19 protein-coding genes and 1 pseudogene are annotated in these 19,417 nt (G+C 47.4%); 10 read left to right on the forward strand and 10 right to left on the reverse strand.

Going from position 1 to position 19,417, the window contains the following annotated elements; translation table 11 throughout:
* The first annotated feature begins 127 nt into the window (after positions 1–127).
* The 10 genes from O3300_RS22580 (at position 128) to O3300_RS22625 (ending at position 10,372) form a co-directional block, all read left to right on the forward strand.
* On the forward strand, positions 128–385 hold the full coding sequence (locus tag O3300_RS22580) for a hypothetical protein (protein ID WP_305054177.1): 258 nt from the start codon (positions 128–130) through the stop codon (positions 383–385).
* A gap of 301 nt (positions 386–686) precedes the next feature.
* Positions 687–1,043 carry a diacylglycerol kinase gene (locus O3300_RS22585; RefSeq protein WP_099668335.1) on the forward strand — a complete coding sequence of 119 codons (357 nt, stop codon included), beginning with the start codon at positions 687–689 and terminating at the stop codon, positions 1,041–1,043.
* Between the two features lie 152 nt (positions 1,044–1,195).
* Positions 1,196–2,614, forward strand: a complete 1,419-nt coding sequence (locus O3300_RS22590) for a mannose-1-phosphate guanylyltransferase/mannose-6-phosphate isomerase (RefSeq protein WP_305054178.1) — start codon at positions 1,196–1,198, stop codon at positions 2,612–2,614.
* Between the two features lie 77 nt (positions 2,615–2,691).
* A complete protein-coding gene (wbaP, locus tag O3300_RS22595; protein ID WP_305054179.1) occupies positions 2,692–4,155 on the forward strand; it encodes an undecaprenyl-phosphate galactose phosphotransferase WbaP in 1,464 nt (487 codons plus the stop codon).
* A gap of 91 nt (positions 4,156–4,246) precedes the next feature.
* Positions 4,247–5,326: a dTDP-glucose 4,6-dehydratase gene (gene rfbB / locus O3300_RS22600; RefSeq protein ID WP_099666303.1), complete on the forward strand. Its 1,080-nt coding sequence runs from the start codon at positions 4,247–4,249 to the stop codon at positions 5,324–5,326.
* On the forward strand, positions 5,326–6,219 hold the full coding sequence (gene rfbA, locus O3300_RS22605; protein WP_251350080.1) for a glucose-1-phosphate thymidylyltransferase RfbA: 894 nt from the start codon (positions 5,326–5,328) through the stop codon (positions 6,217–6,219). Before rfbB ends, rfbA begins: the two co-directional genes overlap by 1 nt.
* Before the next feature lie 24 nt (positions 6,220–6,243).
* Positions 6,244–6,789 (forward strand): dTDP-4-dehydrorhamnose 3,5-epimerase, encoded by a 546-nt coding sequence (rfbC, locus tag O3300_RS22610; protein WP_099666301.1) that lies wholly within the window; start codon positions 6,244–6,246, stop codon positions 6,787–6,789.
* A gap of 41 nt (positions 6,790–6,830) precedes the next feature.
* Complete coding sequence (gene rfbD, locus O3300_RS22615) at positions 6,831–7,703, forward strand: dTDP-4-dehydrorhamnose reductase (protein WP_305054180.1); 873 nt, start codon at positions 6,831–6,833, stop codon at positions 7,701–7,703.
* Between the two features lie 360 nt (positions 7,704–8,063).
* Positions 8,064–9,152 (forward strand): acyltransferase, encoded by a 1,089-nt coding sequence (locus tag O3300_RS22620; RefSeq protein WP_305054181.1) that lies wholly within the window; start codon positions 8,064–8,066, stop codon positions 9,150–9,152.
* Between the two features lie 122 nt (positions 9,153–9,274).
* Positions 9,275–10,372, forward strand: a complete 1,098-nt coding sequence (locus O3300_RS22625; RefSeq protein ID WP_305054182.1) for a glycosyltransferase family 9 protein — start codon at positions 9,275–9,277, stop codon at positions 10,370–10,372.
* Positions 10,373–10,669: 297 nt separating this feature from the next.
* Here O3300_RS22625 and O3300_RS28435 read toward each other — a convergent pair whose 3' ends face one another.
* From O3300_RS28435 to O3300_RS22670, 10 genes and pseudogenes are all read right to left on the reverse strand, one after another.
* The gene (locus tag O3300_RS28435) at positions 10,670–11,017 is read right to left on the reverse strand and encodes an adenylyltransferase/cytidyltransferase family protein (RefSeq protein ID WP_369812314.1); all 348 of its coding nucleotides are present in this window, start codon (positions 11,015–11,017) and stop codon (positions 10,670–10,672) included.
* Positions 11,018–11,069: 52 nt separating this feature from the next.
* A pseudogene (locus tag O3300_RS22630) lies at positions 11,070–11,250 on the reverse strand (D-glycero-beta-D-manno-heptose-7-phosphate kinase); the annotation flags it as partial.
* A gap of 14 nt (positions 11,251–11,264) precedes the next feature.
* Complete coding sequence (locus tag O3300_RS22635; protein ID WP_077408748.1) at positions 11,265–11,846, reverse strand: SIS domain-containing protein; 582 nt, start codon at positions 11,844–11,846, stop codon at positions 11,265–11,267.
* Positions 11,847–11,930: 84 nt separating this feature from the next.
* On the reverse strand, positions 11,931–12,917 hold the full coding sequence (locus tag O3300_RS22640; protein ID WP_305054183.1) for a glycosyltransferase family 1 protein: 987 nt from the start codon (positions 12,915–12,917) through the stop codon (positions 11,931–11,933).
* Positions 12,918–12,921: 4 nt separating this feature from the next.
* A complete protein-coding gene (locus O3300_RS22645; protein WP_305054184.1) occupies positions 12,922–14,265 on the reverse strand; it encodes a hypothetical protein in 1,344 nt (447 codons plus the stop codon).
* A 190-nt stretch (positions 14,266–14,455) separates the two neighbouring features.
* A complete protein-coding gene (locus tag O3300_RS22650) occupies positions 14,456–15,337 on the reverse strand; it encodes a glycosyltransferase family 2 protein (RefSeq protein ID WP_099666294.1) in 882 nt (293 codons plus the stop codon).
* Positions 15,334–16,467, reverse strand: coding sequence for an NAD-dependent epimerase/dehydratase family protein (locus O3300_RS22655; protein ID WP_099666293.1), 1,134 nt, complete (start codon positions 16,465–16,467; stop codon positions 15,334–15,336). Before O3300_RS22655 ends, O3300_RS22650 begins: the two co-directional genes overlap by 4 nt.
* A complete protein-coding gene (locus O3300_RS22660; protein WP_305054261.1) occupies positions 16,464–17,096 on the reverse strand; it encodes an acyltransferase in 633 nt (210 codons plus the stop codon). Before O3300_RS22660 ends, O3300_RS22655 begins: the two co-directional genes overlap by 4 nt.
* Before the next feature lie 6 nt (positions 17,097–17,102).
* Complete coding sequence (locus O3300_RS22665) at positions 17,103–18,119, reverse strand: glycosyltransferase (RefSeq protein WP_289900097.1); 1,017 nt, start codon at positions 18,117–18,119, stop codon at positions 17,103–17,105.
* 9 nt (positions 18,120–18,128) lie between these two features.
* A complete protein-coding gene (locus tag O3300_RS22670) occupies positions 18,129–19,385 on the reverse strand; it encodes a hypothetical protein (RefSeq protein ID WP_305054185.1) in 1,257 nt (418 codons plus the stop codon).
* Between the last annotated feature and the right edge of the window lie 32 nt (positions 19,386–19,417).

A 19,417-nucleotide genomic window follows, 5' to 3' on the forward strand; every position in this document is an offset into this window, starting at 1 on the left:
CGGTATGTAGCTAAAATAGAATAAATTATCGTTGCCACGGACTGTACGGCGCAGACTAGCAAGAGAAATGTTGCTACAATCATGTGACAGTTTAGCATTCCCGCTGTTCAACCTAAAAGGATATCCCATGAAGAAAATTCTGATCGCTTCGGCAATCCTGTGCTTCGCTTCCGCACAAGCCATGGCTCAATCGGCTCCAGCTCCTGTACCAGTCGCAGCGGCACCAGCTGCTGGTGGTGCTGCTGCTGCTGGCGCCGCTGCCGGCGCCACTGTTGCCGGCCTGAGCGTTAGCACCCTGATCGCTATCGGCGCAGCAGTTGCCGTTGTGGCCGGTGCAGCTAGCTCGGACTCGACCACCGCGCACACGACCCCAACCCACCATTAATACCTGGCTGCTCAGGCAGCGACAGGTAGGCCCATCCTGCAGCTTGATGTAAAGCCGAAAGGTGAAGGCCTGACACCGCAATAGTTCACATACTTTAATATGCCAACTATTGCAATAAGAGCCCTTTTCATTTGAAAACGGGCTTTTTTACTTTTTATCAAACATCAAAAAGATTGGCACCAGTCTTTCTGCTGTGGACAAATGATGTCATATCGTATGGCCATGCCTGCGTTCCTCATCTATTCATTGAGAGATCCGCCTTCATGTCAGTAAAATATTGCGCACCATCGCTTCAGTTGCCATGAAGAACCAGCCTCTCCATAAACGCATGGGATTTGCCCTGCAAGGCTTGGGTGCCGCCTTCCGCATGGAATCGAGCTTTCGGCTGCAATGCCTTGCCGCCCTCCTGGTATTGCTTGTACTTGCCTGGTACCGGCCAGCGATGATCTGGTGGGCTTTGTTATTGCTCAACTGTGGCATGGTCCTCGCGGCGGAGCTCTTCAACACCGCTCTCGAAAATCTGATTGATCACCTTCATCCGGCCCTCCATCCCAGTATCAAGATCGTCAAGGACTGCGCCGCAGGAGCCGTGCTTATTCTCAGTATCAGTGCCCTATGCGTGTTTGTTGCTTTTTTGCTTGAAAACGTTGCGTGCTAAGCAGAAATACCGGGGCAGCAAACTACAATACAGGACGCGCCAAAGTGCGTGTCTCTCAGGCTCCACGGAGTCCGGAGAAAATACAAAGATTCCTGTAATTTATTAAAAATATTGCTCCCATTGGCAATAATTACATTTACATTGAAGCATAAATGACTATTCCCCTCGTACCGGTAATTCTTTGTGGTGGTTCCGGCACACGTTTATGGCCGCTTTCGCGCGAGGTATTCCCGAAACAGTTTCTGCGCTTGTCCACTCAGGGCAGCATGCTGCAACAAACGCTGCAGCGCCTGGCAGGCATAGACACCGTGTCGCCAGCACTGCTGGTATGCAACGAATCCTCGCGTTTTGTTGTCGCAGAGCAAGTGCGTGAGATCGGTCTGGAAAATAGCCGCATGCTGCTTGAACCCATGCGCCGCAATACGGCTCCAGCAATCGCCTCGGCAGCCTTGCATGCGATGGAGAGTGGTGAGGATCCGCTCCTGCTGGTGCTGCCTTCGGACCACGTCATTCTGGACGCCCCGGCCTTCCATCGCGCCGTCGCGCTGGCGCGTACTGCAGCAGAGGCAGGTCAGTTGCTGACGTTCGGCATCACGCCAACGGGACCAGAGACAGGATACGGCTATATTCGCGTCGAGGGCGCTGCAAGCGGGCAAGTCCAACGCGTGCTTGAATTCGTGGAAAAGCCGGCCCTGACGCTCGCGGAACAATATGTCGCCAGCGGCGACTACTTCTGGAACAGCGGTATGTTCCTGTTCCGCGCCAGCCGCTACCTGGAAGACTTGGCGTGCTTCCAACCCGCTGTTCTGGCAGCTTGCCGCGCTGCCATCAGCGCCGCGAAAAACGACCTCGACTTCATTCGCCTGGACAAGGATGCCTACGCCGCCAGTCCCGATATCGCCGTGGACTACGCCGTCATGGAGCGCACCAGCCATGCTTCGACCGTCGCCCTCGATGCAGGCTGGAATGATATCGGTTCCTGGAAAGCCGTACTCGACGTGGCGGAAAAGGATGCCAGCCAGAATAGCACCCAGGGCGATGTAGTGATCCAGGATTGCAACGATTGCCTGGTACACAGCACTAGCCGCCTGGTCACCGCCATTGGCATGCGCAATACCGTCATCGTGGAAACCGCCGATGCCGTGCTGGTCATGGATGCGGATCAGGCACAACAAACGAAAACAATGGTCGCGCAGCTGGTCGCCAGGGAGCGTCCCGAGGCCACCATGCACCGCGAAGTCTTCCGCCCATGGGGCTCCTATGATTCCATAGGCACTGGCGAGCGCTTCCAGGTCAAGCGCATCACTGTCAAGCCTGGCGCCAAGCTGTCATTGCAAATGCATCATCACCGCGCCGAGCACTGGATCGTGGTATCCGGCACGGCGCAGATCACGAATGGCGACAAGGAATATTTGCTGACCGAAAACCAGTCCACCTATATCCCCCTCGGCGTCGTCCACTCCCTGGCCAACCCGGGCAAGCTGCCGCTGGAATTGATTGAAATTCAATCGGGTAGCTACCTTGGGGAAGACGATATTGTCCGCTTTGAAGACCGCTACGGCCGCACTTGACCGAGCAGATACGTAAGCACCATGCATACGGCACCACAAGAATTTACACTGAAGTTTATAAGGTTTAGCAAGTCATCATGAAACCAATCGAAGGCATCTTTGTACAGGAAATAAAATGGTATTGCAGCAGCAGGGTAGAAAAATATTTCCTCACCTTTGCCGATGCGTTAGCCATGTTCACGGCATTCTGGCTCGCCGGCACATGGACCCTCGATGGCGGCGATTTGAACAACTGGGGCTTGGATAGCTCACGCCTGCTCAGTTACGGCCTGCTATCCGTGGTCACTGTGGCGATCTTCAAGCTGAAGGGCCATCATGCCAAACGCCGCCCGTACTCGAATGAAATCAAGGAACTGCTGAAGATCGCCATGGTCATGGGCCTGATCGACGCGGCCCTGGTCTTCCTCGACAAGCGCGACTCTTCGCGCGAGGCACTGTTGGCCACCTGGCTGCTGGTGCCATGCTGTGTCCTGCTGCTGCGCGGCATGGTCAAATACCTGCTGATGAAAGCTGGCGGCTGGATACGCCCCATGGTCATCATCGGATGGGGTGACAATGCCTTGCAAACAGCGCGGGCCTTCGATGAGGAAGCATTGATGGGCTATCGCCTGATTGCCTTCCTGATCCCCGAAGGCCAAGGCCGCCTGGAGCAACACTACGTGAACCGCAGCAAACAGGCGGTGCCGTGCATTCCGCTTGGTGTCAATCCTGAAGAAACGCTCAAGCTGCTGGGTGATCCGCATGCAGTTGTCGCTCTGGAGCAAGGCGGCATCGATGCCTATCAGGGCATGATCCAGCAAGTCAGCCGTTGCGTTGCCAATATGCAAGTGGTACCTGCCGTACGCGGCCTGCCCCTGTATGGCATGGAGGTCAACCATTTCTTTACACATGAGGTGCTGCTGCTGACCATGCGCAACAACCTGGCACGGCCAGGTTTACAAATGATCAAGCGCTGCTTTGATCTGACGACGGCGATCGCCGTGATGGTCGTCGGGGCGCCCATCCTGCTGTGGATCGCCGCCAAGGTCATGGCCTCTGGCCGCCCCATCTTCTACGGCCACAAACGTGTGGGGCAGAATGGCAAGCATTTTCTCTGCTACAAATTCCGTACCATGGCCGTCAATGCAGACGTCTTGCTGAAAGAATTGCTGGAGCGCGACCCTGAAGCCCGTGCCGAGTGGGACCGTGATTTCAAACTGAAGAACGACCCTCGCATCACCTCGATCGGCCACTTCCTGCGCCGGACCAGTCTTGATGAATTGCCGCAGCTATGGAACGTACTGAAAGGCGAAATGAGCCTGGTCGGGCCGCGCCCGGTTGTTGATGCGGAACTGGAGCGTTATGGCCCCCAAGTAGACTATTACCTGGAAGCGAAACCCGGCGTCACGGGTCTATGGCAAGTCAGCGGCAGGAACGACGTCAGCTATGATACGCGCGTTTATCTGGATGCATGGTATGTCAAGAACTGGTCTTTATTCAATGACATTGTTATTCTACTGAAAACGGTTAAAGTCATTTTCAAGAAAGATGGCGCGTATTAACTACATGATCAAATAAAATTTCAAATAATTTCATTTCGGAAATAGAAGAGTGAAGCATCGTGACGATGTTCAAGTAAAAAAGGATAACAACATGATTTTAGTGACTGGCGGCGCCGGCTTCATCGGCTCCAACTTTGTACGCGACTGGCTGGCGCTCAACGATGAGCCCGTGATCAATTTTGATAAACTGACCTATGCTGGCAATCTCAGCAATCTGGCCAGCCTGGAGCAAGACCCGCGGCATATCTTTGTGCGTGGCGATATTTGCGATACCGCTCACATCTCGCGCCTGCTGGCAGAACATCAGCCACGCGCCATCGTGCATTTTGCCGCAGAGAGCCATGTCGATCGCTCGATCCATAGCCCCGGCGAATTCATTTCGACCAACGTCAACGGTACTTTCAGCCTGCTGGAAGCGGCACGCGCCTATTGGAGCGGCTTGACGGGCGAAGCCAAGGATGGATTCCGCTTCCTGCACGTCTCGACCGACGAAGTGTATGGCACCCTGGGACCGAATGATCCGCCATTCACGGAAACGACGCCGTATGCGCCAAACAGCCCCTACTCGGCATCGAAAGCGGCGTCCGATCATCTGGTGCGTGCGTATTTCCATACGTATGGCATGCCCGTGCTGACGACCAACTGTTCGAACAACTATGGCTCCTTCCATTTCCCGGAAAAACTGATTCCGCTCATCATCAGCAACGCCCGCGCCGGCAAGGCCTTGCCTATCTATGGCGATGGCATGCAAGTGCGCGACTGGCTGTACGTGGGCGACCACTGCTCGGCGATTCGCCGCGTCCTGGAAGCAGGTCGTCTGGGCGAGGTGTACAACGTGGGCGGCTGGAATGAAATGGCCAATCTGGAAGTCGTGCATACCTTGTGCGACATCCTCGATACGCTCGATCCCAAGGCGTCCGGCAGCTATCGCGAACAAATCACCTATGTACAGGATCGCCCTGGCCACGACCGCCGCTATGCCATCGACGCACGCAAGATCGAGCGCGAACTGGGCTGGAAGCCGGCCGAAACCTTCGCCACCGGCATCCGCAAGACCGTTCAATGGTACCTGGACAACCAGGCCTGGGTACGCGATGTCCAGTCGGGTGACTACCTCAAGTGGGTAGAGAAAAACTACGCGGCACGCGACACGGCCAAGGAGCAGCAATAATGGCAACCCCCATCGAACGCAAGGGCATCATCCTGGCTGGCGGTTCCGGCACGCGCCTGTACCCTGTCACCATGGCCGTCTCGAAGCAACTGCTGCCCGTATACGACAAGCCGATGATCTACTATCCGCTGACCACCCTGATGCTGGCCGGCATACGCGATATCCTGATCATTTCCACGCCACAAGATACGCCGCGCTTCCAGGAGTTGCTGGGCGATGGCAGCCAGTGGGGTATCAGCCTGACCTATGCCGTGCAGCCCAGCCCGGATGGCCTGGCACAGGCGTTCATCATCGGCAAAGAGTTTGTCGGCGATGCACCATCGGCGCTGATTCTGGGTGACAACATCTATTACGGTCACGACTTTGAATCGCAGTTGCGCGAGGCCTCGGCGCGCACCAGCGGCTCGACCGTGTTTGCCTATCATGTCACCGATCCGGAACGCTATGGCGTCGTCGATTTCGATGCACAACGCCGGGCCATCAGCATTGAAGAAAAGCCGCTCAAGCCAAAATCGAACTACGCCGTCACCGGCCTGTATTTCTACGACAGCCAGGTGTGCGATATCGCCGCCGGCATCGCCCCGTCACCACGTGGCGAGTTGGAAATCACGGATGTCAACCGTACTTATCTGGAGCGCGGGCAGTTGAACGTAGAACTGATGGGCCGTGGCATGGCCTGGCTCGACACCGGCACGCATGAATCCCTGCTCGAAGCGGGCCAATTCATCGCCACCATCGAGAACCGTCAGGGCTTGAAAGTTGCTTGCCCTGAAGAAATCGCCTACCGCCGTGGCTACATCGATGCAGCCACGCTCGAAGCATTGGCACAACCCTTGAAAAAGAACGCTTACGGTCAATACCTGCTGCGCTTGCTCGAAGAAAAAATATACTAAAGCCTGAACGGCTCATTTCACACCATGCAAATTCAAACCACCGCCATACCGGACGTCCTGATCCTTGAACCCACCGTGTTCGGCGATGACCGGGGCTTTTTCTACGAAAGCTTCAATCAGAAGCGCTTTGCCGAACTGACCGGCGTCACGCGCGATTTCGTGCAAGACAATCATTCCAAGTCGGCCAAGGGCGTGTTGCGCGGCCTGCACTACCAGATCCAGCAACCGCAAGGCAAGCTGGTGCGTGTGACCGCTGGCGAAGTCTTCGACGTCGCCGTCGACCTGCGCAAAAGCTCGCCGACGTTTGGCCACTGGATAGGCGTGACCTTATCAGCGGCCAATAAACGCCAGTTGTGGATACCAGAAGGCTTTGCCCACGGTTTTGTGGTCACCAGCGACAGCGCCGAGTTCCTGTACAAGACGACCGACTACTGGGCACCGGAGTTCGAACGCAGCCTCCTGTGGAACGATCCAGCCATCGGTATCGACTGGCCGCTCGATGGCGAACCACTGCTGTCTGGCAAAGATAAAGTCGGTACCTTGCTGGCCAATGCCGACGTTTTTGCCTGACCGTTACCGACCAATCTGACACACTGGAACAAAACTATTTCATGAGCCGTATTTTAATCACAGGAAAAACCGGCCAGGTCGGTTACGAACTAGAACGCAGCCTGCAGGGCCTGGGCGAGATCATCGCGGTGGACCGCAGCCAGATGGACCTGGCTGACCTGGACCAGGTGCGCGACGTCATCTGCCGCATCAAACCGACGCTGATCGTCAACCCGGCAGCCTATACGGCGGTCGACAAGGCTGAAAGTGAACCGGAACTGGCGCTGCGAATCAATGGCGAAGCGCCGGGTGTCATGGCGGAAGAAGCAAAGAAACTGGGCGCTGCGATGATCCATTACAGCACCGATTACGTCTTTGACGGGTCGAAAGACGGTGCCTACGTCGAAACCGATCCGACCTGCCCCGTGAATGTGTATGGCAGCAGCAAGCTGGCCGGCGAAAAGGCGATCCAGGCGACCGGCATCCCGCATCTGATCCTGCGCACCAGCTGGGTTTACAGTACGCACGGCAAGAACTTTCTGCTGACCATGCTCCGTCTGGCCCAGGAACGTGACGAACTGAGTATCGTTTCCGACCAGTTCGGCGCGCCGACATGGAGCCGCACCATTGCCGATACCACGGCGCATATCGTGGCGCAAAGCCTGGCCACGGCTGACCGACAAGGATGGTGGGAAGAACGTTCGGGCCTGTACCATTTGACGGCCCAAGGAAAGACAAGCTGGTTTGGCTTTACCGAAGCGATCATGGCACATACGTCGGTTCAGAAAAAACCCCGCGTGAAACCGATTCTGGCGCGCGACTATCCGGTACCGGCAAAGCGGCCGAACAATTCAGTACTATCGTCGCAGCGTCTTATCAATACCTTCTGTAGTTTGCCGCAGTGGCAAGATGCGCTGAAACTGTGCCAGGATTGAGCTCGAGCCAACTCCGTTTTGCATACTCAGTGCAAAGTCCGCGCGGCCCACGGAGGTAGCTCAAGCAGCGACGACATCTCGGAGCCACGTGCTCGGGATGTGTCTTAACACGCGCTGACAGCAATCTTTTCACATTGAGCAATGCTAACGAGCACCACGGCGTAGTGCATGACTCAAATGAGTTTGCGCCAGAACGCGCGTCGGCAGCAACGATCTGGCGATACATGGGCGTAATCGCCAGGTCAGCCAATACAGAGGACCGTGAAGTTGCTATCTCCCCCGTATTGGCCCATTCATTTTTTTATCGTCTCCCTCTCGTGATTTTTTCGTCTCAAAAATCAATAATTAACTTCATTTTCCATGATAAAAAAATCCCTAAGCAATGAACAATCTTTGAGACTACAACTATTGCGTTTCCCTTTGATTGTTGGTGTCGTTTTCATTCATGTGTATGGCGCCACATTGATGTTTTCCGGGATCGCCACTGGAGCAAGTGAGAAGAATCATATTAGCGATTTCATTCAATCTCTTATTTCACAGGAAATTGCACGTTGCGCCGTCCCCCTGTTTTTTCTCATCTCTGGCTATCTATTCTTTCATGACACACAATGGTCAACCGAAAGCTACGTCAAGAAAATCATCTCCCGCACCCGCACACTATTGTTTCCATTTCTTTTCTGGAACATTTTGACGTTACTGATTTTTTTTCTCGCACAGTCAGTTCCGGCAACACTGTCATACTTCTCCGGCAATAAAATATTAATTGCCAATTATAGTTTCTTCGACTACCTCAATGCAATCTTCGGGCTTACCAGATATCCTATTTCCTATCAATTTTGGTTCATCCGAGATTTGATGATATTGGCCCTATTGACACCATTGATACATTTCTCCCTCAAATGGCTACCAAAAACTGTGCTTGGAGCACTATTTGTTCTGTGGTTTTTGAATATTGGCGAAAACAGTTCTGAATCAGCATTTTTTTTCGTACTTGGCTGTTATTTCGGCATCTATTCACAAAGCATCTTTTTGCTTGACCAGCCACTCTCAAAATTTCTAACGCCAACACTAATAATTTATACTCTTCTGATCATCGCCAATGCATTATTCCCGGAAGCACCAAGTTATCAATACATGCATAAGACTGGCATTATTCTCGGGATACCAATCATCTTGTATTTGACGCGACCGGCGTTGGCCCTTCCCCGTCTGAAAAAAATGCTTATTGCTCTTGGATCCACCAGTTTCTTTTTATATGCCATGCATGAACCGACACTTACTGTATTCAAAAAAATATCGTATAAATTAATCCAGCCAGAACATAACTTATCAATTATTTTTATCTATTTTTTCTCGGCAATCATTACCATCATCACATCCATAGTTCTACATAAAATACTAATAAAAACATTCCCGAAATTTACTGCCGCAACTACTGGCGGCAGGTAATTAATCATCATTCAAAAATAGACGATACAAACGGCACTGCAACAATATAATTCTTAACTCTCCTATATTCATTGCAACAGCCCCTCACTCTTTTAATCTTACGTTTACTATATTGAATTCTCATGGAACGCGGAAATACAAAACTGAAATTTTTTGACAAATATCTTGGGCCTGTCCTATTACTCGCTCTCACCCCCTTGCGTTTATTTCGCACCAGGCAAGTGCCAAAGTTAATTAATTCGGTTGCATTGCTGAAAACAGCAGCCATTGGCGATACCGTGTTGCTATCCGCAGCCATCACCGATCTACGTGTCGCCAATCCAGATATGAAAATTGTTCTGTTCACCGGCGCCTCAAATTTTGAGTTTGCCAAGCTGTTATCGGGTGCCGACCAGATTGTCAAGCTACCGCTGACCAATCCTTTCGCCTGCGTCAAAATCATACGCTCCCATCAAATCGACATTTTTATTGACTTCGACTCGTGGCCACGTATCAGTGCTCTACTCGCAGCACTGTCGCGTGCAAAAATACGGATTGGCTTCAACACATCGCAGCAATATCGCCACTTCATGCAAGACATCCCCGTACTTCACCGTAATGACCAGCATGAACTGGAGAACTATCGCGACCTGCTTGGAGTGATTGGCCTGAATGCTGCAAATTTGCCGCAGCAATTACAGCACTCTTGGAAAGAAGGTGGAAACACCATCGTCTTCCATATGTGGCCAAGTGGCACCCAGAGTCATCTGAAAGAATGGTCGGCCGAAAAATGGCACACTCTTGCGAACGAATTGCTATTACTGGGAAATTACTCGTTCGTATTGACTGGGGGACGAGAAGACATTTCCGGCTGCGAAGCTTTTCTAGCAACCCTGCCGGCGTCACTGCGCCCGCGATTTATCAGTCACGCGGGGACATCTTTCAGCAACACACTATCGTTGTTACAGCAAGCTGCGCTGTTGGTCAGCGTCAATACAGGCATCATGCATGTGGGGGCGGCAATGGGAGTGCCAACTGTTGGCCTGCACGGCCCGACGGACCCGAGACGTTGGGGGCCTGTCGGACCACGTACTCGCTCAGTCGTCAGCAAAAGCAAAGGTGCAGGGACCTTGAATCTGGGCTTTGAATACACTCTTGAAACCGATTACATGAGCGGCATCGACGACAGTGACGTCATAAATGCCAGCCGTGAACTGCTTTGCTGGACAGCAAGCAACTGATCAGGTCAACCATGTGCATGCCAGCGATGTGAAGTGAAGCACAGGTAGCAACACTTCACTTCCTGTCTTGAACACATAGGTCAGGCTTGCTGCCGTAAGAATAGCAGCCAGTAGCGCTGCAGCCTGCCCCTAGAATTCAAGGAAGGTGCGTCAATAGCGGAGAATTACCAGACTCACGTCAATTTGGAACGGTCAAGTATCTTTGTCGTCGAATATCCATTATGGAATTCCAGCGCGATAACTCTGCCACCTGCATTTTTAACCGCATCATAGCCAACGATTTTTTCAGGAACATAATCACCGCCCTCGACCAAGATGTCGGGCACAAACAGATTGATCAAACGCTCGGGTGTACTCTCCGAAAATTGGACCACCCAGTCGACGCTTTCCCCCCCCCCCCCGCCAAGACTTGCATCCGGTCAGAGCAATGATTAGTTTAACCGATGCAACTTCATTGACAGCCACTACTAACAAGTCGCCCAACAACTTTGCAGCGACCAGATAGCGGACATGCCCAACATGCAGAATATCGAAGCAGCCATTGGTAAATACAATGCGTTTTCCCGCCGCCTTTGCTTCGAGTACCCGTTGTAATAAGTCCCCTTCCCGCAACACCAACGAGGGCTCACCACCAGATAGATGCATGACACGCTCAAGTTCCAGTGACGTCACAGTCGCGGTACCGAACTTACCTCACTGCAACATTGGCTGCACCGCCCGGACGCAAGTCGTCCTTGGCAATATTAACCAGTGGCACTGGCGCCTCTGATGATATACGGCCCGTACTGCCAAACCAGTAACGATCCAGCATTAAATCGCCCCTTTACCAGCACCCGCGCACCATTCAATTGTAAACAAGCATTCCCATCATTCGACATAAATTCCCTAACAATCAGGACAAACCCAGCTTTTCCTCAATAAGTTCAATAATGATATGTAACATTTTAATATGCAGTTCTTGAACACGATCTGCAAACTGGCCGGCCTTCGTGCAAATACTGACGTCTGCCATGACGTCAAGAGCGCTACCAGCACGCCCTGTCAGGCCAACCACGATCATGCCCTTGTCTTGGGCGGCTTTGACCGCGTTCAAAATGCTCGGGCTGGTACCGCTGGTACTGATTGCCAACACGACGTCTCCTTTACGACCATGACCTTCGATAAAACGCGAGAACACGTAGTCATAGCCATAATCATTCGCCACACAAGTAATGTGGGCTGGATCACTGATGGACATGGCCGCCAGCGCCTTGCGGTTTTTCCTGTAGCGGCCGGATAGTTCTTCAGCAAAGTGAATTGCATCGCACATCGATCCACCGTTACCACAGGAAAGCACCTTACCGTCATTGCGCAACGATTCAACGATCAGATTCGCCGCCCGGTCTACATTTGCAAGCACCACTTCATTGTTGAGCAAGTCACTGAGAGCTGACTGTGCTTCCAGCAAGGAATTTCTGATCAGGGCAATACTCATTAAACACCTTCAAATAAAGAAATTTCAAATAAACCATTAACCTGCTCTAATTATTGACATGCAATCATTAACAGCCAAAGTTTTTCATACGCTAGCCAAGGCTGCCTGTACCTTGCGGATTGTTTCGTCCCAAGAAAATTTTCTGGCCTGGAGCAAGCCCTTGGTGCGCAGGAATCCACGCATGTCGGTATCATTACACAAGGTATAAATACCTTTGGCGATAGACTCGGCCGAATCCGGATCTACCAGCAATGCGGCATCGCCCGCTACCTCCGGTAATGAAGTGGTATTCGACGTCAATACCGGAATACCACATGACATCGCCTCAATCACGGGCAAACCAAATCCTTCGTAGAGAGACGGGAAAACCAGTCCTAGCGCTCCGCGATAAAGTCCAGGCAATTCGCTTTCCTCAACCCGTCCGGCAAATACCAGTCGTTCAGAAATTCCCAGCGTCTTCGCCTGAAGCAGTAACTCCTCAGTCGGCTTCCCCGTAAGTACCAGACGAATTTCTGGATCAATATTGGACAATGCAAATGCCTGTAATATGCGTGGCTCATTCTTATGTGGTTTTCGATTGCTTACACTCAACAGATAAGAAAAACCAGGACTATACGGTGCAACATTAACGTTGTATGATGGATCGACTCCATTGCCGACATTAATTACCCTGGAAGGGTTAATGCCCGACCAATCGATAATTCGCTGCCGGGAAAAATCAGAGACGGTTAATACTGCCGAAGCATTATGGCAAGCGCGACGCATAATTATGGTGTAATACAATGTCTTCAGCCAACTGCTATTTTCTGTGCGATCAATATGATTTAGGTCATGAATCGTGAACACAAAGCGGCGCGAAAAAAACAGCGGTGCGTTATAACCTGGACTGAATAAACCGCTCCCTTTTGGAATACGCTTCAATGTTGCCAACCACAAACGCAACGCGTCAAACGGTGCTGAGGGCGAGCCCTCCACCTCCAGATGGGGAAATTTCAGCGCATTGTCCAATACGCGAGCAACCCGGCCAATGCCATGATCCCCAATCCAGCGGGCGTCATAGAAAAATTTCAAAATACTATACCTTCAAAGAATTTTGGTTATCAAGAATTATTACAGACAAGTTTTGGCGTTTGAATACTGCATAAACGGCTGCCATTACTGAGATATGTATCCATAAATATTGACGTAAAATGTTTTGATTAAATTGCAATATCAAAAACTCAAACAGCAGTGCCAGACCCAGACCTTTCAAAATCTGTGCCTGCTCAGGCGGCAATTTTCTGGCTAGGCGCATGGGTTCGACAACGATCATGAAGATATAAATCATGAAGGGAATGAATCCAAAAAATCCGCTGGCAGCTAAAACTTCTGCAAATACTGCATTACCCTCGTATAATTTGACAGTTTCAAAATCGAGACTGGTTACTCCGTGTAACTTGGCAATTCCAGGAGCAATCCCTCCCAAACTTGTGCCAATAATCGGATTATTAAGAAACAGCGTTAAAGTATCACGCAATCCATTCTCACGATCATTGACCGAGTGAGAAGACCCGCCAAATAACCCAACACCTTGAAACAAAAAAGCAATATTGTCGATGCCAATCACATATACGATAGCTGACACCAGGCAAATCAATAGGGCGCTCATGAATAATACGATTTTCGCCAGTTTTCGATCCACTTTTCCGCATGCGAGTTTCACGAAGAAACGTACAGGGTGCTGTAAATACCAAAGAATTATCATCAGCAGTCCCATTCGCGAAGAACTTAGGACTATTGAAAGGGTAATTGTTAAGAAGCAAAATTTCAAAACTCTTCTGGAAAATAATGTATTCTTAACTTCCATAAAATATGCGCAAACAACCCAGCCCATTAACAGATAAGTGGCATAGAAAGATGGTTCATATGAGAATCCATTGATCCTGGCCAAAACACCAGGAATCCACCATTGTTGAACCAGTAAAAAACTACCAAGGCCAATCAATGGAGAAATAAACTGCAGCACCCCATATAATGCAATGGCAACAAAAGAATAAATATACCATCTCATCAGCAGCCTCACCTTTTCCTTACTGGAAAAAATCTGGACGCATGCGAAAATAGTGGCAATATTGATAATTAGCCAGGCAAAATATCCAATACTCCGCTCAGGGAAACTTCCATTGGGAATAAACAATAAAATAAATACTGCCCATAAACACAGCCACTTCAGTCCCAATGGCACAGTAAATTTCTTTTCAAGCATGCTCGCCATCACTATACAAATAGGAAATAGCAAAAATATTTGTGAAATTCTGAAATTTAGACCAAGATTTATAATTAAAAAAATATCGAATGAGGATGTAAAAGCTGCTGCAATAAACAGACCCTGCATCAACCCCATTTGATTATTTTTCTCAAGCAAAAAATAATTTTTCATCTATTTTGCCAAATGCTAATACAACTAAAAATAAATCTGAAAGAAGTGCTGTTGACAACGTCGCCGACTATCATGAGATACATCACAGTCATTTTGGCATGACAATGCTCTCAGTGAATTCTTCAGTAGTGGCATATTGCAATACAGCATATCTTTAAATGGCACTGCTTCTACCACGCAGTGGAAGATATTACATCTTGAAACCATCAAAAATACCTGAGATTAACTTCTTACGTAAATCCAACCTATATAGCTTAAATTTCAAAAACCTTGTCAAAATAAAAAAAGTCAAAGCAACTAACGCTACGAATGCAGGGTAATTTTTCTTTATAAAATATATACGATTTCTCGATCCGAAATATACCGAAAAAGGTGTCATATCCCCTCCGGTACTGCTACTTACTTTGTGCCATACCTGGCCTTCGGGCCAATAATAAACATGAATATTATTCTGGTTACAACGCAGTACAAAATCGGTATCATCGTAGTATACGAAATACCGCTCATCCATGATTCCTACCTTTTCAAATACCGATGCGTGGATCAACATGAAACATGTTGGAGCATAAGCTGTATATTCGGCCATATCATATTGCCCAATATCAGCATCACCTTCGCCTCGATGAATCGTGCTGCCGCGCCACTTCTTAATCTCTCCACCCGCACACCAGATCAATCCAGAGTCGTGAAAGTAGATTTTTGGAACAACTATTTTCTCATCACGTTTTTTCGCCAATGCAAGCATGCGACTCAATAAATCGGCATCTTTAAACTCAATATCGTTGTTAAGAAGCAAGACATATTCACACTGCATTTTCAGTGAAAGTGCAATACCTTGATTATTCGCTTTTGCTACACCGACATTCTGATCATTTTTTATCAACGTAACATTCTGCATGCCAGTCTTTTTTATCAACTCTTGCGACTTTAAAAAAGATAGATCATCTAAACTATTATCAATGATGAATAGCCAATAATCCAAGAATTTTTGACGTGTTAAACTTTCAAAAAAACCAGGCAACACATCAGCACTGTTGAATAAAACAGTTACCAAACCAACTTGAGGGGTCATTTATACAATCCCCGTTTTTTCATTTCTTCGATGCTTGACTCGTAGTTATCCGTCTGTACTTCCTGTTCGTTTACCCAAGCTGTGAAACTAGCAATGCCTTCGCTAAACGGCACTTTAGGTTGAAATCCAAGTAAACGTTTCGCTTTGGCTATATCAGCATAATTGTGACGAATGTCACCGAGACGATAAGCACCGGTCACCTCGATGGGTACTTCCTTGCCAAACAGACCAACCAATGACTTGGCAACAGTGAGTACATCCGTCGCAACGCCAGCTCCGATACCAAATACTTCTCCATTCGCCGCGTCACTCGTCAATGCAAGGGTCGTTGCAGCAACGACATCTTCAATGAATACAAAATCACGGCTCTCCTTACCATCTTCAAAAATACTCAGACCATTTCCATTTTTAATCCGGGTTGAAAAAATCGACAAAATACCGGTATAAGGATTACTCAGGGACTGGCCAGGGCCATAGACATTCTGATAGCGCAAAGCTGTGGCGCCAATTCCGATTGAAGCGCAGACCGTCATTACCATCTGTTCCTGATTTTGTTTGGTAATACCATAAACTGACGATGGATGAATTTTTGAGTCTTCATCGGTAGCAAGCAGCATCAACGGTTCTCCCGTCTTTGGACATAAAGGTTCGAATCGACCTGCTTGCATATCTTCATCCTTGCGTGCACCGGGATAGATAATGCCCAATGCAGAAGAATGATACTTCCCTTCGCCATAAATCGAGCGCGACGACGCTATTACAATTTTTTTGATTTGATATGAACCATTTGCCAATAAATCCAGCATCAAACCCGTACCACCAATATTAACATCTACGTAACGGCGTATTTCATACATGGATTGCCCAGTACCAGTTTCCGCAGCAAGATGCACAATCGCATCTTGACCAGGTAAAACAGATTCCCAAGCGGCGCGGTCCGTAACAGACCCAAGTACAAAATTTGTTTTGTCTTTGATACTGCGATACAGCATTGATGTTACGGCTGGATTCGGGCCATGAATTTGTGGGGATAAATTATCCAGAATCGTAACTACATGTCCTGCTTTTATTAATTGCAAAGCAAGATTTGATCCGATAAAACCTGCACCACCTGTTATCAATATATTCATTGCATCTTTACCCACTCGTTTAACTCAAAATTATATTTTTTTATAATCCGCATCGGATTCCCACCAACTATGCAGTAACTTGGTACGTCAGAATTAACTACCGTATGAGCACCAATGATAGAATTTTTTCCGATCCTGGTATTTGGTAGAATTATCGAACCATAGCCGATAAAAACACCATCGCCGATTTCAACATAATTACCTTCACATTGAACTCTGTCTCCAACCTTTATTGAATTATAAATATCATTATAAGGATGATTCACATCAACAATAGCAACATGCCCCGTTATCGAAACATTATTCCCTATCGATATTCTCGAACCACAAACAATGTGTACATTTTGCTCTATATTTACATTATCGCCAATTAACAATTCTGGCTCCCATGCATTATTCTCTCCAACAACTTCCAGTCGAGCCCCCGAACGTATCATCGTATTATTCCCAATTTCTATACATTGAGGATTTCCGATGTAAAGTGGCTTAAATAATAAAGATCGCTTGCCAATTTTCTTAAAAACAAAATTATAATAAATTTTTGTTTTTAAAATAGCCAATATTAGAAAGCATCTATTAACTTTCTCATGGAATGGCAAATGGAGAAATTTAACAATTTTCAAAATCATCACTTATCATCCAATGGAATTGGATATTTTCATCCGTAAAAATTTCATTTTTAAACCAAGATAAAAAGGCAATGCCCTTCCAAAATAACGACATAAAAATAATTTTATTTTGAAAGCCGGCTCTTCAATAAATAAATTTGTCAAACCATGATTTTTTTCAAGCAAATATTTTTTGCACAGGATGTATTGATCCAAACCAATAGCTGCAGATTTCAACAAGCATGATTGGACTCCATTTTTTGCATTCACATTCTCAAGAAATTTATTAATCTGACTTGCACTTAATTTATCTTTTGCAAAATCATGCACATTAAAAATAAAATCAAGATTTCCCAATCTTAATGATGGAGAAGATGAAATTGTATTAACTAAGTTGCTTGAATGAAACCGATAGACAGAATTGTTTCCCTTGACAATACCAACATTTCCAAGCAATGCACATTTTAGATACAATTCAGAGTCGCAGGATAAATTATCCGGATTGGAGAATGCATTCAACTCCATCGCTAATCTTCGATTGAATGCCATATTACATAAAGTTGCATCTTGGGGTTTCACTGTACCCCGCGACATAAAAATATCTATACCTGAGACAACATCGGGAAATGGCAAGGAAAGAAATGTACTTTCTTTCTTTGTTTCATCAAAAATAGTACCTTCACCGTACACAAGTACAATGTTTTCGTTTTTCTCTATGCAGCTTAGTACGCTTCTCAAGTAATCATCATTAACAAAATAATCATCATCCGATAAAATAATAAACCACTCCGCGCTAGAGCGATTAAACACTGCCTCTTTCCAATTATTTACCATCCCAATATTTGTTGTATTTTTAAAATACTTAACACGTGGATTCATTAAATATTTCTCGACCACCTCAGAAGTATTATCAATTGAGCAATTATCGGAAATTATTATTTCGAAATCGGCATTCTTTTGGCAGATTACACTACCTATTGTTTGATCAAGATATTTAGCACGATTATAAGTAGGGATAACCACACTAATTTTTGGCAAATGCATAATTTATCTTTATGGAAAATGTTTATTGGTTAATCGCCATGCAAAGGCAGCGTAAAAAATAAAGTTTATGCACTGGGTTAGCAGTCCAGCAATGGCAAGCCACCATACAGAAAAATTATTTGGAATAAATTTTACCGTAACAAAAAAGCTGATAATAAATAATCCATTGACCATCCATAGAATCATGCTGCGCTTTGCGATAACGACGACTCCCGCGAATATTGTTTCTATCGAAATAATTCCTTGCCATGCAGCCAAAGCAAGAAATACAAATTTAATCCCGATAACGCTGTCGGCATCACGTCCTTGAGATAGAATCTCCAGAAGCCATGGCATAATAAACCAAACTAAAAATACTCCCACCATATAAATCGGGAGGGTATTTTTCAAATAAACTTTTACATTGACATAAAATAGTTTTTTATCACGCTCAACCCATGCTTTGGCCTGCCTGGCATGATATATATTGGCTTGCGGTCCTATTGCAACGCCCGCCAAACCGTCCGAAAACTTCTTGGCATATTGGAAAATGGATATCATTCCTGGCGCCAGATATGAAAGCGCATTGTTTAATATCATTCCGACAAAGAAATTATGAAAGGAATGTCCAATACGCATCGTAAAACTATTTTTTATGAACGAAATGAAAAATTTTGCATCTATATTTTTGGGTAAACTTGCCCATTTGATCAAAATTAATGGATACAACACCAACTGCACCAATATCGAAAAACTGCTCCATTTAGCAAGTTCAACAACATCATGCTCATCAATAAAAATAAAAACAAGCAAACTTAATAATTGACCTAAAGGCAATATCAAGGATAGGCAATAAGATGCACCATAATAGTGATGCACATTCAAGGTGCAGCGCACTACATGAAGCAGCGGCGAAAAAGCTACCTGGATTAGTAATATTAAAAATACGGGGATGGCAAGTTCCTTGGCTTGCCTTCCAAATCCTCCTGCAAATCCATCCATTATTGCATCAACAATTACAAAGCAAACTGCGCTAAATACTAAGCCACTGACTATTGCCCATACAAATGCACCTCCCAAGAAATCAGCAGCATCCTCTTTATTTCTTAGATATATCTCGGTATAAAATACCTGGAACTGCTCTACTCCAATCAGTACCAACAAGCTTAGTATCGCTATAACTCCAACATTCAATAACCAGATATCAGAGTTAATATCCGTACCAAACAGTTTCCATACCAGCACCGAGTTCATCAGGCCAATTCCGGCGCCGAGAACCGCGAGCATGTTGTACTTGAGAAGCATACTAAACGTCGTCT

This window comes from Janthinobacterium sp. SUN206 (genome assembly GCF_030587305.1).
Taxonomy (GTDB): domain Bacteria; phylum Pseudomonadota; class Gammaproteobacteria; order Burkholderiales; family Burkholderiaceae_D; genus Janthinobacterium; species Janthinobacterium kumbetense.

What these genes read in the sequence shown, in the direction of transcription:
- O3300_RS22580 (WP_305054177.1), top strand. Translation starts at nt 128, where the DNA reads ATGAAGAAAATTCTGATCGCTTCGGCAATCCTGTGCTTCGCTTCCGCA.
- O3300_RS22585 (WP_099668335.1), top strand. Translation starts at nt 687, where the DNA reads ATGAAGAACCAGCCTCTCCATAAACGCATGGGATTTGCCCTGCAAGGC.
- O3300_RS22590 (WP_305054178.1), top strand. Translation starts at nt 1,196, where the DNA reads ATGACTATTCCCCTCGTACCGGTAATTCTTTGTGGTGGTTCCGGCACA.
- wbaP (WP_305054179.1), top strand. Translation starts at nt 2,692, where the DNA reads ATGAAACCAATCGAAGGCATCTTTGTACAGGAAATAAAATGGTATTGC.
- rfbB (WP_099666303.1), top strand. Translation starts at nt 4,247, where the DNA reads ATGATTTTAGTGACTGGCGGCGCCGGCTTCATCGGCTCCAACTTTGTA.
- rfbA (WP_251350080.1), top strand. Translation starts at nt 5,326, where the DNA reads ATGGCAACCCCCATCGAACGCAAGGGCATCATCCTGGCTGGCGGTTCC.
- rfbC (WP_099666301.1), top strand. Translation starts at nt 6,244, where the DNA reads ATGCAAATTCAAACCACCGCCATACCGGACGTCCTGATCCTTGAACCC.
- rfbD (WP_305054180.1), top strand. Translation starts at nt 6,831, where the DNA reads ATGAGCCGTATTTTAATCACAGGAAAAACCGGCCAGGTCGGTTACGAA.
- O3300_RS22620 (WP_305054181.1), top strand. Translation starts at nt 8,064, where the DNA reads ATGATAAAAAAATCCCTAAGCAATGAACAATCTTTGAGACTACAACTA.
- O3300_RS22625 (WP_305054182.1), top strand. Translation starts at nt 9,275, where the DNA reads ATGGAACGCGGAAATACAAAACTGAAATTTTTTGACAAATATCTTGGG.
- O3300_RS28435 (WP_369812314.1), bottom strand. Translation starts at nt 11,017, where the DNA reads ATGCATCTATCTGGTGGTGAGCCCTCGTTGGTGTTGCGGGAAGGGGAC.
- O3300_RS22635 (WP_077408748.1), bottom strand. Translation starts at nt 11,846, where the DNA reads ATGAGTATTGCCCTGATCAGAAATTCCTTGCTGGAAGCACAGTCAGCT.
- O3300_RS22645 (WP_305054184.1), bottom strand. Translation starts at nt 14,265, where the DNA reads ATGAAAAATTATTTTTTGCTTGAGAAAAATAATCAAATGGGGTTGATG.
- O3300_RS22650 (WP_099666294.1), bottom strand. Translation starts at nt 15,337, where the DNA reads ATGACCCCTCAAGTTGGTTTGGTAACTGTTTTATTCAACAGTGCTGAT.
- O3300_RS22655 (WP_099666293.1), bottom strand. Translation starts at nt 16,467, where the DNA reads ATGAATATATTGATAACAGGTGGTGCAGGTTTTATCGGATCAAATCTT.
- O3300_RS22660 (WP_305054261.1), bottom strand. Translation starts at nt 17,096, where the DNA reads ATGATTTTGAAAATTGTTAAATTTCTCCATTTGCCATTCCATGAGAAA.
- O3300_RS22665 (WP_289900097.1), bottom strand. Translation starts at nt 18,119, where the DNA reads ATGCATTTGCCAAAAATTAGTGTGGTTATCCCTACTTATAATCGTGCT.
- O3300_RS22670 (WP_305054185.1), bottom strand. Translation starts at nt 19,385, where the DNA reads ATGCTCGCGGTTCTCGGCGCCGGAATTGGCCTGATGAACTCGGTGCTG.